We start from the raw sequence: 12,798 nt of genomic DNA, 5'->3' as shown, positions 1-12,798 counted from the left end.
TCCGCGATGGGCGCAAGGTTACCATGGGCGGTCTACCCGACGCAGGCATCACGGCCGGGTGACTTCCTTTGCCATTTAAAATCTGGATATGCATGACTTATGCAAATCGGCATTGTCTTCTTCGAGAAGAGCAAGCACTATGCGCGTTATGCAAAAACGCAACGTATCTACCGTATTAAGAGCATTGCTCGATCAGCACGGGATCTCCCCCACGGAGCTTCACCGTCGAACCGGCGTGCCTCAATCCACGCTCTCGCGCATTCTCAGCGGGAAGATCGTCGATCCTTCGGACAAACATATTTCGAAGATCGCCGAGTATTTCTCCTTGAGTACCGACCAGTTGCGTGGCCGCGCGGACGTCTCGTCTGCCGCAAATGCCGGGCGCGCTCCAGTGCATTCGGAACTCAAGGATATAAGTCTGTGGGATGACGATACCCCTGTCGATGACGACGAGGTGTCGGTCCCCTTTCTTCGCGAGGTTGAATTGGCCGCGGGATCAGGAAGATTCGTCATCGAAGAAAGCGAGCGCTCTAGCCTGCGCTTTGGCAAGCGAAGCCTGCGCCATAACGGTGTGCAGTTCGACCAGGCAAAATGCGTGACAGTACGGGGCAACAGCATGTTGCCGGTACTGCGCGACGGCGCCACGGTCGGGGTCAATGCCGGCAAGTGCGGCATTGGCGATATCGTTGACGGCGACCTTTATGCAATCAATCACAACGGTCAATTGCGGGTGAAGCAGCTGTATCGCCTGCCGTCCGGGATTCGCTTGCGCAGCTTCAATCGTGATGAGCATCCGGACGAAGATTACACCTTTCAGGAAGTCCAGGAGGAGCCGATTGTTATCCTGGGGCATGTCTTCTGGTGGGGCATGTACGCCCGCTGACACTCCCTGCGTCCAGATAAAGCCCGCTTCCCGAGCGGGTTTTTTTTGCGTGCTGAAAGCATTGGATCAAATTTACAATGCGTTAATGCATTGACTGTCTATGCATCAATGCATAATCTGATGCCTGTCTATTCAAGAACGCGGTGTGACCGTTCACTCAAGGAGGCATGAAATGACCGCTGAGCAATATGCGTTGCTGGACATGCCTCTGTGGCTGGTCATCAGCCTGCCAATACTTGGTGGCGTTACCGGTGAAATGTGGCGTGCCGACAAAGAGGGCGTTCGTGGCTGGCCCCTTGTCCGGCGCCTGAGCCTGCGGTCCGGCTCCAGCATGATCTGCGGCGCCTCGGTCATCATGCTGCTGCACGCCGCCAATGTTTCCATCTGGGCTGCCTGTGCGGGTGGCTGTTTAGCGGCGATGGCCGGGACAGAAGTGGTTCTAGGGTTGTATGAGCGTTGGGTGGCCAAGCGTATGGGGGGCGGACATGTTCCGCCCGGCGACGTGGAAGATTGATTCTCCGACAGTCCCTTTCCAGAGCCTCTGATTCCTTACATTTTGATCGGCCCTGTCGCTTGCAAGTGCGGTCTGCTCGTGTACGGTTAACCTCATCCCGCCCGATCAGGAGATGACCGTGAACGAAATCACCCAGCTCGCCGCCGAACTCGGCAGACGCTTGCAGGTTCTCAATGCCCACGTCACCACGGCGGAGTCCTGCACCGGCGGAGGCATCGCCGAGGCTATTACCCGTATCCCCGGGAGTTCGGCCTGGTTCGAGGCCGGTTATGTCACCTACTCCAACCGGCAGAAAACCCTGCAACTGGATGTCCCGGTGGAGTTGTTCACCACCGTGGGCGCGGTCAGCCGCGAGGTGGTCGAGGCCATGGTCCGGGGGGCGCAGAAGAAAAACAGCGCGTATTTCTCCGTCGCGGTCAGTGGCATCGCCGGTCCGGATGGTGGAACGGCGAACAAGCCGGTTGGCACGGTATGGCTGGCCTGGGGCATCGGAGACCAGGTGTTCTGTGAGCGGCAGCACTTCCCGGGTAATCGCGATGACGTCCGCCGACAAACGGTGAAGGCCGCGCTAGAGGGGCTGCTGCGGTATGCCGCGGCAGAAATCTCAAATCAGGGGTAGGCGATCCGGAATCGCTGTGGAATAATACTGGCTACTTATACAGGTGTTGGCCGTCAGGCCTTATTGATTACGTGAGGACTTTAATGGACGACAACAAGAAGAAAGCCTTGGCTGCGGCCCTGGGTCAGATCGAACGTCAATTCGGCAAGGGTGCCGTAATGCGTATGGGCGATCAGGACCGTCAGGCGATCCCGGCCATCTCCACGGGCTCTCTGGGTCTGGACATTGCTCTCGGCATCGGCGGTCTGCCAAAAGGCCGTATTGTTGAAATCTACGGCCCTGAATCTTCCGGTAAAACCACGCTGACCTTGTCCGTGATCGCCCAGGCTCAAAAAGCCGGCGCGACCTGCGCATTTGTCGACGCCGAACACGCCCTCGACCCTGAGTACGCCGGCAAGCTGGGCGTCAACGTCGACGACCTGCTGGTTTCCCAGCCGGACACCGGTGAACAGGCTCTGGAAATCACCGACATGCTGGTGCGTTCCAACGCGGTTGACGTGATCATCGTCGACTCCGTGGCCGCCCTGGTGCCAAAGGCTGAAATCGAAGGCGAAATGGGTGACATGCACGTGGGCCTGCAAGCCCGTCTGATGTCCCAGGCGCTGCGTAAAATCACCGGTAACATCAAGAACGCCAACTGCCTGGTGATCTTCATCAACCAGATCCGTATGAAAATCGGCGTGATGTTCGGTAGCCCGGAAACCACCACCGGTGGTAACGCGCTGAAGTTCTACGCATCGGTTCGCCTGGACATCCGCCGCACTGGCGCGGTGAAAGAAGGTGATGAAGTCGTCGGTAGCGAAACCCGCGTCAAGGTTGTGAAGAACAAAGTGGCTTCGCCGTTCCGTCAGGCCGAGTTCCAGATTCTTTACGGCAAGGGCATCTACCTCAACGGTGAGATGATCGACCTGGGTGTTCTGCACGGTTTCGTCGAGAAGTCCGGTGCCTGGTATGCCTATGAAGGCACCAAGATCGGTCAGGGCAAGGCCAACTCGGCCAAGTTCCTGGCAGACAACCCGGAAGTCGCGGCAAAGCTGGAGAAGCAACTGCGTGACAAGCTGTTGTCGCCTGCATCGGTAGCAGACGCCAAAGCTTCTGCGGTCAAAGAGACCGAAGTCGACCTGGCTGACGCTGATATCTGATCGAAGCGATGACCGCCGTACTCGATACACTCGTCGCGGTGCGGCGAACCGCAATGGACCTGCTCGCACGACGCGAGCACGGTCGTGTCGAGCTGACGCGTAAACTGCGTCAGCGCGGCGCCCTCCCTGAAATGATCGAAACAGCACTCGACCGGTTGACAGAAGAGGGGTTGTTGTCCGAAGCCCGTTACCTCGAAAGTTTCGTTTCCTACCGCGCCCGTTCCGGTTATGGCCCTTTGCGCATTCGTGAAGAGCTGGGCCAGCGCGGCCTGCAGCGCACCGATATTGAACTCGCCCTGCGTGAGAGCGGTATCGACTGGCAGGAGCAACTGGCCGATACCTGGCGGCGCAAGTTCTCCGGGCAATTGCCGACGGACGTCCGGGAGCGAGCCAAACAAGGCCGGTTCCTGGCGTATCGGGGATACTCCATGGAAATGATCAACCGCCTGTTCAGCGGTCGAGGGATGGACGATTGAACTGAAACGGCCCGCTATTTCGATAACGGGCCGTTTTTTTATGCCTCACGTAACCTTGGATGGCTCCCGCATGCGCTGCTGGATCTGGGGGGGTGTTTGTGCCCAGTTTTCCGGCAGGTTGATGTAATCCACCAGCTCGCGCAGGCGGCCATGATTGCGGGCGTTGAAGTTGAAGACCAGCCGCGCCAGATGGCTGAACTCGGCTTCGTTGTGTTCTTCACCACTGTAAGCATGCTGATGGAAGTGATCGCTCAGGCACAGGTCGGCGAAAGCCTCCTGCATGTGTTCGAGTGCGTGGTCGCTGAGTGTGTGATTCATGCGAATCAGGAACTGATGCTTGAGCCAGCGACTGGAGTGGAAGTTGCTGTAGAACTGGTTGATGTGCTCTACCGCTTCTTCGACGTTGTAGACCAGTTTCACCAGCTTCATGTCAGTGGGCAGGATGTAGTGGTTTTCCTCCAGTTGCTGGTGAATGAAGTCCAGTGCGCCTTGCCAGAATTTGCCGCCCGGCGTGTCCAGTAGCACCACTGGCACCAATGGACTCTTGCCGGTCTGGATCAACGTCAGCACTTCCAGCGCCTCATCCAGCGTACCGAAGCCGCCGGGGCACAGCACCAGGGCGTCGGCTTCCTTGACGAAGAACAATTTGCGGGTGAAGAAGAAATGGAAGGGCAGCAGGTTGGTCGTGCCGTCGACAGTGGGGTTGGCATGTTGCTCGAAGGGCAGCGTGATGTTGAACCCCAGGCTGTGTGTCAGGCCAGCGCCATCATGGGCGGCGGCCATGATGCCGCCACCAGCGCCGGTAATGACCATCATGTCCGAGCGCGCCAGCGCAGCGCCGAGCTCCCGGGCCATGCTGTAGAGCGGATGTTCGGTGGGGGTGCGGGCCGAGCCGAAAACGGTGACTTTGCGTCGCCCCTTGAATTGTTCGAGTACGCGGAAAGCCTGTTCCAGTTCGCGCAGGGCTTGCAGGGTGATTTTGGCATTCCAGCGGTTGTGGTCTTCCTGGGCCATGCGCAGCACGGTCAGGATCATGTCGCGGTAGATCGGGGTGTTCGGGCTGTTGGGTGAAATCAGCTTGAGCTGTTCTTCGACCTTGCTGATGAGGTCATGGCCGCTTTCTTCAAAATGACGGCTCAGGAGGTCATTCGGTTGGTAAGGCATTCAACTTCTCCTTCTGCACAGAACCCTCGGCCCGACAACGTAAGTCGGTGCCACGACACTTCATGTGTCGCTGTCTGCCCAGGCCCATGCCTGGGCGATCTACTTGACCCGAAAGGTATCGGATCATCCAAACAGGCTCTGTTTTTCCCTTGGATGAAAGAAACGTTCGCACAACACGACAAGCGACGGCCAGCCCCTTTCCAGCCTGAAAAAGTGAACGTGGATACCCTGAAATCTAGACCTTCACAGTGATTTGCGCTGTCTTGATCATTGCGCCACAAAGTCTTTCCTGGCAACCGCATATTGACGATTTGCAAGGTGCTTTCACCGCTCGTCTGAACGTACGTCGCATGTGCGGCACTCTGATTTACTAAGTTACAGGTGTCACACGACAACTTTGCGTCAACGACAGGGCGCGCGGTACAAGCGGTTCAAGGATTTATCGCTCAAACATGAGTGAAGTGCAGGGAGGCGGGAAACCATGACCAGAGTCGTTCTGGAGATCGATACGCAACTGTATCGATTGCTGAAGTCATCAGCCGAGACCCATCATTTGAGTCTCGAAGAGGAGTGCTGCCGGCGTTTGCGCGGTGGCGAACGCCGTTCGCATTACTTGCAGGCGCTGCTGGCGGAATTGCGCGCCGAAGATGAACAACGGCGCGCCAATTCCCGGTGATTACTTTTTCTTCTTGGCCGGTTGCAGGCAATCCGACTCCTGGAAGCTTGCGGAGCCGACCGGGCGGTTGGTCTTCACCTCGGTGAAGTCGTAACGCATGATCGCCCCCTTGGCCATCAGCTTGCGAAACCCTTCGTTTCTGCAGACAGAAGCGCCCAACTGGAAGTACACCGCTTTCGGGTCTGCACGCATCTTGTCGGCGTGGCTGCTCTGCACGCTCAGATGGTTGATCAGCTGTTTGCCTTCAACGGTGTAGCCTTGATCGAGTATGTCTTCGTTGATCGCTCGTGGAGTGCCGACGCTGCTCTGGGTGGCGACGTTTTGCAGCATTTTGTTCAGTTCCGTGTCTTTCAGGGACGCAGCCTGAGCATTGAAGGACGACGCCAGCAAAATGGCCGCGGTAGGAACGATAAGGCGCAGCATGAAACTCTCCTGGTTCAGTGATGGGGGTTGGACCCGTCACGTGGCTGTGCGTTCAGTGGCGGCGAATTATAGGGGAGGCGGGCTGGACGGTACAGGCTTGCGCCGGGCGGTCTGGTAAACTGCTGGCACTTTTCACCCTGTCGAGTGTTTTTCGTGTCGATTTCCCTTCTCTGTGGGCGTTGCCCGCTATGAGTCATGCCCCCGCGCGCTTTGCCTTGAATGCCGTAGCCCGCTTGCGCGATCAGCGCGAGGAGGAGGGCATCAAGCCGATTCAGGCCCGCGGCTGGCGCGCGCCGCGTTGCCGCGACTGCCGGGTGATCGAGAGTCACTGCCTGTGTGCATGGCGTCCGCAGGTCGCTACCCGCTCCGGCGTGTGCCTGATCATGACCAACAAGGAAGTGTTCAAGCCGAGCAACACCGGTTGGCTGATCGCCGACGTGGTACCTGACAACCATGCCTTCATCTGGTCCCGTACCGAGGTCGATCCAAAGTTGCTGGCGCTGTTGTCCGACCCGCAATGGCAGCCTTACCTGGTGTTTCCGGGTGAGTACGTCGAGCCCGAGCGTGTGACAAACAGCGTGGATGTCGATAGCACCAAGCGTCCATTGTTCATTCTGTTGGATGCGACCTGGACCGAAGCGCGGAAGATCTTTCGCAAGAGCCCCTATTTCGATCGATTGCCGATCCTCAGCCTGCTGCCGGAGAAACTCTCCCGCTACCGGTTGCGCCGCTCGACTCGCAGCGAGCATCTGTGCACGGCGGAAGTGGCGGCGCTGTGCCTCGACCTTGCAGGCGATGTAACCGCAGCTTCGGCGCTGGATGCCTATTTTGATGTGTTCAGCCAGCATTACCTCGACGCCAAACATCAGTTGGACATGAACGTTTCGACCCCGGCGCACGCCGAGTTGATGCCCTATGTGCAGCCGGTCACTCCGTTGATGGGCTGATTGTTGCGCATACTGCAATAACGTGTACCGGCCATGCTGCTTGACCACCCCGGCTTCGCTGGGCATGCTTGGCGCCGATCTGGGTGCGGCCAGAGTTTGCAACGTCGTTTTTTGCGTTGAGCGTGCTTTGTTGGTGCGGCTCCGTGGCTGTACCTTGAGTTGCTCTGGCGAAGCCCGAATGCATCGGGCGTCCCATGAAAAACAGGATCATTTGAAAAATGGCCACATACGAAATCCTGATTGCCGATGACCACCCACTTTTTCGTAGTGCCTTGCACCAAGCGCTGACCCTGAGCCTTGGCCCGGATGTCCGTCTGGTGGAAGTGGCGAGCATCGCCGAACTGGAAGTGCGCCTGACGGAAAAATCCGATTGGGATCTGGTGCTGCTGGACCTGAACATGCCGGGAGCCTACGGTTTTTCCGGACTGGTCCTGCTGCGCGGTCAGTATCCGCAGATTCCAGTAGTCATGGTTTCGGCCCAGGAAGAGCCGACCATCATGGTCAAGTCTCGTGAGTTCGGCGCCAGTGGCTTCATTCCCAAATCCAGCGACTTGAGTGTGATCCAGAAAGCCGTGCGTGCGGTTCTCGATGGCGACGTGTTCTGGCCGCCGCAGGCGTTCGAAGCGGTCAGCGTCTCGGATGAAGCCAAGGCGGCCAGCGAAGGCCTTGCCAGCCTGACGCCGCAGCAATTCCGGGTGCTGACCATGGTCTGCGAAGGCTTGCTGAACAAGCAGATCGCCTACGAGCTGAGTGTTTCCGAGGCGACGATCAAGGCGCATGTCACCGCGATTTTCCGTAAACTGAATGTGCGGACCCGGACCCAGGCCGCGCTGCTCTTGCAACAACTTGAGTCAATTTCCAGCCATTAAAGGCTGGCAACTTCACGCTTTTTTGACTTTGGTTGATCTAGCTTTCCTACTTCTTTTTTGTCAGTTGCCCACTCTATGTCACCTTTCAAAGGCCAGACCGGTCTGAAACGTATTCTCAATGCTTCCAGTTATTCGCTGGACGGCCTGCGCGCAGCCTTCACCGGTGAAGCCGCCTTTCGGCAATTGGTATTGCTCAACGTCATCCTGATTCCCCTTTCGTTCTTCCTGAATGTCAGCCGGGTCGAACGGGCGTTGTTGATCGCGGTATGCCTGCTGGCGTTGATCGTCGAGTTGCTCAACTCGGCAGTGGAAGCGGCCATCGACCGCATTTCCCTTGAGCGGCACCCGCTGTCCAAGAATGCCAAGGACATGGGCAGTGCCGCCCAGTTCGTGGCATTGAGCATGATTGCCCTGGTGTGGGCGGTAATTCTGCTCTAGGCGATCGTCGGCAGCACGATCTCGTCGCTGCGCTGAACCCCGGCGGTGAAGGCGCGGCACAGATCGAGGAACTCGCGCATCGCCGAGGTCTGATACTTCTGTTTATGCCAGATGAAATAAAACTGTCGCGCCAGATCCAGATCCGGCGTCTCGACAGGCACCAGACTGCCGCGGCGGAATGCGTCGCGCAAAGCCAGCCTGGAAATGCAGCCAATCCCCAAACCTGACTCCACCGCGCGCTTGATCGCTTCGGTGTGCTCGAGCTCCAGGCGAATGTTTAATGAAGTGCGGTGATGGCGCATGGCTTGATCGAAGGTCAACCGCGTGCCTGAGCCTTGTTCGCGCAAGATCCAGGCTTCGTGACTCAACTCATCCATGGTGGCCGTGCCGCGCTTGGCCAGCGGATGCTGAGGGGCGCAAAACACCACCAGTTCGTCCTCGACCCAGCTTTGTACTTCGATGTCCGGGTGGCTGCAGTCGCCTTCGATTAGACCCAGATCAATTTCATAGTGGGCCACTTGTTGCACGATATTGGCAGTGTTCTGCACGTGCAGTTTCACCTGGCTTTCCGGATGGCGCTGCATGAAGCTGCCGATCAGCAGGGTGGCCAGGTAATTGCCGATGGTCAGGGTCGCGCCCACGGCCAGCGAGCCGAAACCGGACTTGCCGTTGAGCAGATCTTCGATTTCCTTGGCCTGGTCCAGCAGGGCGACAGCTTGCGGCAACAGTTGTTTGCCGAGCGCGTTGAGGCTCAGGCGTTTGCCGGCGCGGTCGAACAACTGGCAGCTGCACTGGCGCTCCAGCTCGGTGATCGAGGTGCTCGCCGCCGATTGCGAGAGGTTGAGCAGGCCCGCGGCACGGGATACGCTTTCCTGCTGGGCGACGGCGACGAATACTTGAAGTTGACGGAGAGTAAATCGCATATCGATATAACCGATAACCCTTATCTTAATAATCCATTTAACAGATATTGTCTCTGCCTTTAGAATGCGATGCAATTGCGCAGAGCTGGCTTTCTTTGCAGAGCACGCCGAACACGCGCAGACAAATCTCCAGGAGTCCCACGTACATGAGCAACATGAACCACGAGCGTGTCCTCAGTGTTCACCACTGGAACGACACTCTGTTCAGCTTCAAGTGCACCCGTGATCCGGGCCTGCGCTTCGAGAACGGTCAGTTCGTGATGATCGGCCTGCAACAGCCCAACGGCCGCCCGCTTATGCGCGCTTACTCGATTGCCAGCCCGAACTGGGAAGAGCATCTCGAGTTCTTCAGCATCAAGGTGCCTGATGGTCCGCTGACTTCGCAGTTGCAGCATCTGAAGGAAGGCGACGAGATCATCATCAGCAAGAAGCCTACCGGCACGCTGGTACTGGATGACTTGAAGCCTGGCAAACATTTGTACCTGCTCAGCACCGGTACCGGTCTGGCGCCGTTCATGAGCGTTATCCAGGACCCGGAAACCTACGAGCGTTTCGAGAAAGTGATCCTGTGCCACGGTGTGCGTTACGTCAACGAAGTCGCTTACCGCGAGTTCATCACCGAGCACCTGCCGCAGAACGAATTCTTCGGCGAAGCACTGCGTGACAAGTTGATCTACTACCCGACCGTGACCCGCGAGCCGTTCGAGAACGAAGGTCGCCTGACCGACCTGATGCGCAGCGGCAAGCTGTTCAGCGACATCGGCCTGCCACCGATCAACCCGCAGGACGACCGCGCCATGCTGTGCGGCAGCCCGAGCATGCTCGACGAGACCAGCGAAGTGCTGAACAGCTTCGGCCTGAAGGTTTCGCCGCGGATGCGCGAACCGGGTGATTACCTGATCGAGCGAGCGTTCGTCGAGAAGTGACCGTAGGTCACTTGTAGGAGCGAGCCTGCTCGCGATGGAGGTCAACGATAACGCGGGAAGCTTGATACCCAGCGGCGTCCTCAGGTTTTTCGCGAGCAGGCTCGCTCCTACAGTAGATTTGCAGCGCATCTGAAAAGCCCGCATGACTTGGGAAGGTCATGCGGGCTTATTCGTTTCCGGCGTTCAGCCCTTTGCAGGAATGACTTCCAGGACGCGGATCAGCTCCGGTGTCGGATAGTGCCAGCGCACATCCAGATCCCAGAACTGCGCGCCGTATTCCCGCGCGGGTGCCGGCGTTTGATAGGCCGGGCGCGGATCTTGCGCCAGGCATTGCTCGATCAGCTCAACCAAAGGCTCTTCCAGGCGCTGAGCATGCTCGTGAGCCTGTTTCAGCGCTGTATCCGTCCACTGTATGGGGATCAGCTGCGGCGCGGCGCTGGCGATGCTGTTGGTGGCTGTGTCGATGATGTCGGCGTAGGGCACGTAGGGTTTGATATCGAGAATCGGCGTGCCATCCAGCAGATCGATGCCCGAGATCCACAAGCGGTTGGCTTCGACCTTGTCCAGTTTCACCACTGACTGCCCGATGCCATTGGGACGGTGGGTGGCGCGGGTAGCGAACACGCCCATGGATTTGTTGCCGCCGAGGCGAGGAGGGCGGACCTTCAAGCGAGGCTTTTCTTCCAGGGCCTGGTGGAACAGGAACAACAGCCATACATGGCTGACCTGCTCCAGGCCCTGTACAGCGTCCCCTTGATCGAACGGTGCCACCAGTTCCAGCACGCCACGGGCGGCCGGGGCCAGTTGCGGCTGGCGCGGAATGGCGAACTTCTCCTTGAAGCAGGAGCGCACGAAGCCGATGGGGGAAACGCTGTAGGTCATGGTTTGAGGTCGAGGTGGATTTAGATAGGGCATGATGCCGCAAAGATCAAAAGATCGCAGCCTGCGGCAGCTCCTACAGAGGAATTCGTTCGGCGTAGGAGCTGCCGCAGGCTGCGATCTTTTAAAGGCTGAATCCGCCATCCAGGGGAATGATATTCCCGGTCATGTAGGCCCCGGCAGTACTCGCCAAACTGATCGCCAGCGCCGCTACCCCTTGATAGGGTAGCTCTCCAGCAGTGCGCCCCAGGTGGTGCTGGCATTGTTCACCAGAATGTCCAGATGAGTGATCTGCTCGCCCAGGCGCCCGCCTCGAGATAGACCTCGGCGATCATTTTACCGGTGCCGCGGGTGCCACCGGTCATCAGGGCAGTGCGGCCTTGCAGGGAAAAGTAGGGATGCATGGCGAATCCTGAGAGCTGAGGTCTTTACACCCTGGTCGTCAGCCGCGGTCAGCGGAGCCACTATTTTTGCGCGGAATGAGCGGGCATAGCGCCATGCGGGAACTGCGATGTGGCGTTCCGACTAGCCAGCGAAGGATGAGGGAACACCGCGTTCATACAGTCAGTACGCGTTATCGTTTGCGACCTTCGCTGGCAAGCCAGCTCCTACAGGCGAACGCGCAGGGTCAGGCCCTTGAGGAAATTGCGCAGCAACTGGTCGCCGCACGGGCGATAGTTGGTGTGGCCGAACTTGCGGAACAACGCGCTCAGTTCAGGCTTGGACACCGGGAACTCGGCGGCCTTGAGGATCGCGTGCATGTCGTCCTCTTTCAGCTCGAACGCCACCCGCAGCTTTTTCAGGATGATGTTGTTGGTCACCGGCACTTCGATCGGCTGCGGCGGACGGCTTTCGTCCTTGCCACGCTTGAAGATCACCAGACCGTCGAGGAAATGCGCCATGACTTCGTCCGGGCAGCGTACGAAGCCTTCCTCGTCTTCTTCTTTTTTGTCGAGGTAGGTCAGCAGGTCCGGCAGGGTCACGTTCAGGCCGCCGAGCTTGATGATCTCGATGACTTTCTTGTCGCTGATGTCGAGCATGTAGCGCACGCTGCGCAGTACGTCGTTATGAATCATGTGTGCAGTCCTGATAATTCAGCTATGGGCGCCGCCGAAAACAGCAGCGCCGAAAGGTGTGGCGGCGCGGGGAGCCTTAGAACTTCTCTTTGCCGGACAAGTAGCGCCATTGCCCCACGGGCACTTTGCCGATGGACACGCCGCCGATGCGGATGCGGCGGATGGCGACGACTTTCAGGCCGACGGCCTGGCACAGCTGGGCGATGATGCCCGGTTGCGGGTTCTTCATGGCAAAGCGCAGGCGGTTTTCGTTCTGCCAGCTGGCCTTGACCGCGGGCAATTCCTTGCCCTTGTAGGTCAGGCCGTGGTTCAGACGGTTGAGGCCGTGAGCCACCATTTCGCCTTCAACCTCGACCACATACTCTTGCTCGATCTTGCTGGAGTCAGCGGTGAGTTTGCGCAGGATTTTCCAGTCCTGGGTGAACACCAGCAGACCGCTGGCGTTGGCCTGCAGGTCGGTGCTGGCGGTCAGGCGCAGGAAGTGCCCGCGCAACGGGCGCTTACCGTAGCGGTGTTCTTCGCTCAAGGTCTCGGCGCCGAGGGTGGCCATGGCGGTGTCTGCGTCCATGCCGGCGGGCACATTGAGCAGCAGGGTCACCGGTTCCGGCGCGGTGGCCTTGGCTTCTGGATCAAGCTCGACTTTCTGGGTGTCGACCTTGAATTGCGGCTCGTCGATGACCTCGCCGTCGACGGTGACCCAGCCGCCCTCGATGAACAGCTCAGCCTCCCGACGGGAGCAGCCGACGAGTTCGATGAGGCGTTTGGAGAGACGAATCGGGTCAGTCATGTCAGGGCCGTAACAAAAAGGGGGGAGGCATTGTACCTGCCTGGCGCCGGTTAATC

At 58.6% G+C, this 12,798-nt stretch carries 16 protein-coding genes and 1 pseudogene; 10 read left to right on the top strand and 7 right to left on the bottom strand.

Annotation, left to right across the window (positions count from 1 at the left end; translation table 11 throughout):
• Positions 1-148 precede the first annotated feature (148 nt).
• From AC1DKH_RS08165 to recX, 5 genes are all read left to right on the top strand, one after another.
• Positions 149-883, top strand: coding sequence for a LexA family transcriptional regulator (locus tag AC1DKH_RS08165; RefSeq protein ID WP_477753009.1), 735 nt, complete (start codon positions 149-151; stop codon positions 881-883).
• Positions 884-1,055: 172 nt separating this feature from the next.
• Positions 1,056-1,397: a phage holin family protein gene (locus AC1DKH_RS08160; RefSeq protein ID WP_477753002.1), complete on the top strand. Its 342-nt coding sequence runs from the start codon at positions 1,056-1,058 to the stop codon at positions 1,395-1,397.
• 118 nt (positions 1,398-1,515) lie between these two features.
• A complete protein-coding gene (locus tag AC1DKH_RS08155) occupies positions 1,516-2,016 on the top strand; it encodes a CinA family protein (protein WP_008054081.1) in 501 nt (166 codons plus the stop codon).
• An 83-nt stretch (positions 2,017-2,099) separates the two neighbouring features.
• On the top strand, positions 2,100-3,158 hold the full coding sequence (gene recA / locus AC1DKH_RS08150; RefSeq protein WP_477753001.1) for a recombinase RecA: 1,059 nt from the start codon (positions 2,100-2,102) through the stop codon (positions 3,156-3,158).
• 8 nt (positions 3,159-3,166) lie between these two features.
• Positions 3,167-3,634, top strand: a complete 468-nt coding sequence (gene recX, locus AC1DKH_RS08145) for a recombination regulator RecX (protein WP_477753000.1) — start codon at positions 3,167-3,169, stop codon at positions 3,632-3,634.
• A gap of 45 nt (positions 3,635-3,679) precedes the next feature.
• Here recX and AC1DKH_RS08140 read toward each other — a convergent pair whose 3' ends face one another.
• Positions 3,680-4,798 (bottom strand): LOG family protein, encoded by a 1,119-nt coding sequence (locus tag AC1DKH_RS08140; RefSeq protein ID WP_477797909.1) that lies wholly within the window; start codon positions 4,796-4,798, stop codon positions 3,680-3,682.
• Positions 4,799-5,279: 481 nt separating this feature from the next.
• Here AC1DKH_RS08140 and AC1DKH_RS08135 point away from each other — a divergent pair, with 481 nt between their 5' ends.
• The gene (locus tag AC1DKH_RS08135; RefSeq protein ID WP_218430242.1) at positions 5,280-5,474 is read left to right on the top strand and encodes a hypothetical protein; all 195 of its coding nucleotides are present in this window, start codon (positions 5,280-5,282) and stop codon (positions 5,472-5,474) included.
• On the opposite strand, the gene AC1DKH_RS08130 is transcribed toward AC1DKH_RS08135, so the two are convergent.
• Positions 5,475-5,897: a quorum-sensing-regulated virulence factor family protein gene (locus AC1DKH_RS08130; protein ID WP_007990204.1), complete on the bottom strand. Its 423-nt coding sequence runs from the start codon at positions 5,895-5,897 to the stop codon at positions 5,475-5,477. It abuts the gene before it with no gap.
• 188 nt (positions 5,898-6,085) lie between these two features.
• On the opposite strand from AC1DKH_RS08130, the gene AC1DKH_RS08125 reads away from it, so the two are divergent.
• From AC1DKH_RS08125 to AC1DKH_RS08115, 3 genes are all read left to right on the top strand, one after another.
• Positions 6,086-6,844, top strand: coding sequence for a tRNA-uridine aminocarboxypropyltransferase (locus AC1DKH_RS08125; RefSeq protein ID WP_477797908.1), 759 nt, complete (start codon positions 6,086-6,088; stop codon positions 6,842-6,844).
• Positions 6,845-7,062: 218 nt separating this feature from the next.
• Entirely contained in the window at positions 7,063-7,713 is a 651-nt protein-coding gene (gene erdR / locus AC1DKH_RS08120; protein WP_477759812.1) for a response regulator transcription factor ErdR, read from the top strand.
• Positions 7,714-7,788: 75 nt separating this feature from the next.
• Entirely contained in the window at positions 7,789-8,151 is a 363-nt protein-coding gene (locus AC1DKH_RS08115; protein WP_477752996.1) for a diacylglycerol kinase, read from the top strand.
• Here the strand turns inward: AC1DKH_RS08115 and AC1DKH_RS08110 are convergent.
• Positions 8,148-9,074 carry a LysR family transcriptional regulator gene (locus tag AC1DKH_RS08110; RefSeq protein ID WP_046041182.1) on the bottom strand — a complete coding sequence of 309 codons (927 nt, stop codon included), beginning with the start codon at positions 9,072-9,074 and terminating at the stop codon, positions 8,148-8,150. The genes AC1DKH_RS08115 and AC1DKH_RS08110 overlap by 4 nt on opposite strands.
• Before the next feature lie 146 nt (positions 9,075-9,220).
• On the opposite strand from AC1DKH_RS08110, the gene fpr reads away from it, so the two are divergent.
• Positions 9,221-10,000 carry a ferredoxin-NADP reductase gene (gene fpr, locus AC1DKH_RS08105; protein ID WP_003443014.1) on the top strand — a complete coding sequence of 260 codons (780 nt, stop codon included), beginning with the start codon at positions 9,221-9,223 and terminating at the stop codon, positions 9,998-10,000.
• A gap of 183 nt (positions 10,001-10,183) precedes the next feature.
• Here fpr and tsaA read toward each other — a convergent pair whose 3' ends face one another.
• From tsaA to AC1DKH_RS08085, 4 genes and pseudogenes are all read right to left on the bottom strand, one after another.
• On the bottom strand, positions 10,184-10,882 hold the full coding sequence (gene tsaA / locus AC1DKH_RS08100) for a tRNA (N6-threonylcarbamoyladenosine(37)-N6)-methyltransferase TrmO (RefSeq protein ID WP_477752995.1): 699 nt from the start codon (positions 10,880-10,882) through the stop codon (positions 10,184-10,186).
• 210 nt (positions 10,883-11,092) lie between these two features.
• Positions 11,093-11,283: pseudogene (locus tag AC1DKH_RS08095) on the bottom strand (3-oxoacyl-ACP reductase); the annotation flags it as partial.
• 204 nt (positions 11,284-11,487) lie between these two features.
• Positions 11,488-11,955, bottom strand: a complete 468-nt coding sequence (locus AC1DKH_RS08090; RefSeq protein WP_477752994.1) for a YehS family protein — start codon at positions 11,953-11,955, stop codon at positions 11,488-11,490.
• 76 nt (positions 11,956-12,031) lie between these two features.
• Complete coding sequence (locus AC1DKH_RS08085; RefSeq protein ID WP_043302481.1) at positions 12,032-12,742, bottom strand: rRNA pseudouridine synthase; 711 nt, start codon at positions 12,740-12,742, stop codon at positions 12,032-12,034.
• Positions 12,743-12,798: the final 56 nt, after the last annotated feature.

Source organism: Pseudomonas sp. 05L36 (genome assembly GCF_056398125.1).
The sequence above is the reverse complement of the archived record's forward strand: the minus strand, read 5'-3'. Positions and strand labels throughout refer to the sequence as shown.

What these genes read in the sequence shown, in the direction of transcription:
- AC1DKH_RS08160 (WP_477753002.1), top strand. Translation starts at nt 1,056, where the DNA reads ATGACCGCTGAGCAATATGCGTTGCTGGACATGCCTCTGTGGCTGGTC.
- AC1DKH_RS08090 (WP_477752994.1), bottom strand. Translation starts at nt 11,955, where the DNA reads ATGATTCATAACGACGTACTGCGCAGCGTGCGCTACATGCTCGACATC.
- AC1DKH_RS08130 (WP_007990204.1), bottom strand. Translation starts at nt 5,897, where the DNA reads ATGCTGCGCCTTATCGTTCCTACCGCGGCCATTTTGCTGGCGTCGTCC.
- recX (WP_477753000.1), top strand. Translation starts at nt 3,167, where the DNA reads ATGACCGCCGTACTCGATACACTCGTCGCGGTGCGGCGAACCGCAATG.
- AC1DKH_RS08110 (WP_046041182.1), bottom strand. Translation starts at nt 9,074, where the DNA reads ATGCGATTTACTCTCCGTCAACTTCAAGTATTCGTCGCCGTCGCCCAG.
- recA (WP_477753001.1), top strand. Translation starts at nt 2,100, where the DNA reads ATGGACGACAACAAGAAGAAAGCCTTGGCTGCGGCCCTGGGTCAGATC.
- AC1DKH_RS08140 (WP_477797909.1), bottom strand. Translation starts at nt 4,798, where the DNA reads ATGCCTTACCAACCGAATGACCTCCTGAGCCGTCATTTTGAAGAAAGC.
- erdR (WP_477759812.1), top strand. Translation starts at nt 7,063, where the DNA reads ATGGCCACATACGAAATCCTGATTGCCGATGACCACCCACTTTTTCGT.
- tsaA (WP_477752995.1), bottom strand. Translation starts at nt 10,882, where the DNA reads ATGACCTACAGCGTTTCCCCCATCGGCTTCGTGCGCTCCTGCTTCAAG.
- AC1DKH_RS08115 (WP_477752996.1), top strand. Translation starts at nt 7,789, where the DNA reads ATGTCACCTTTCAAAGGCCAGACCGGTCTGAAACGTATTCTCAATGCT.
- AC1DKH_RS08125 (WP_477797908.1), top strand. Translation starts at nt 6,086, where the DNA reads ATGAGTCATGCCCCCGCGCGCTTTGCCTTGAATGCCGTAGCCCGCTTG.
- AC1DKH_RS08165 (WP_477753009.1), top strand. Translation starts at nt 149, where the DNA reads ATGCAAAAACGCAACGTATCTACCGTATTAAGAGCATTGCTCGATCAG.
- fpr (WP_003443014.1), top strand. Translation starts at nt 9,221, where the DNA reads ATGAGCAACATGAACCACGAGCGTGTCCTCAGTGTTCACCACTGGAAC.
- AC1DKH_RS08135 (WP_218430242.1), top strand. Translation starts at nt 5,280, where the DNA reads ATGACCAGAGTCGTTCTGGAGATCGATACGCAACTGTATCGATTGCTG.
- AC1DKH_RS08085 (WP_043302481.1), bottom strand. Translation starts at nt 12,742, where the DNA reads ATGACTGACCCGATTCGTCTCTCCAAACGCCTCATCGAACTCGTCGGC.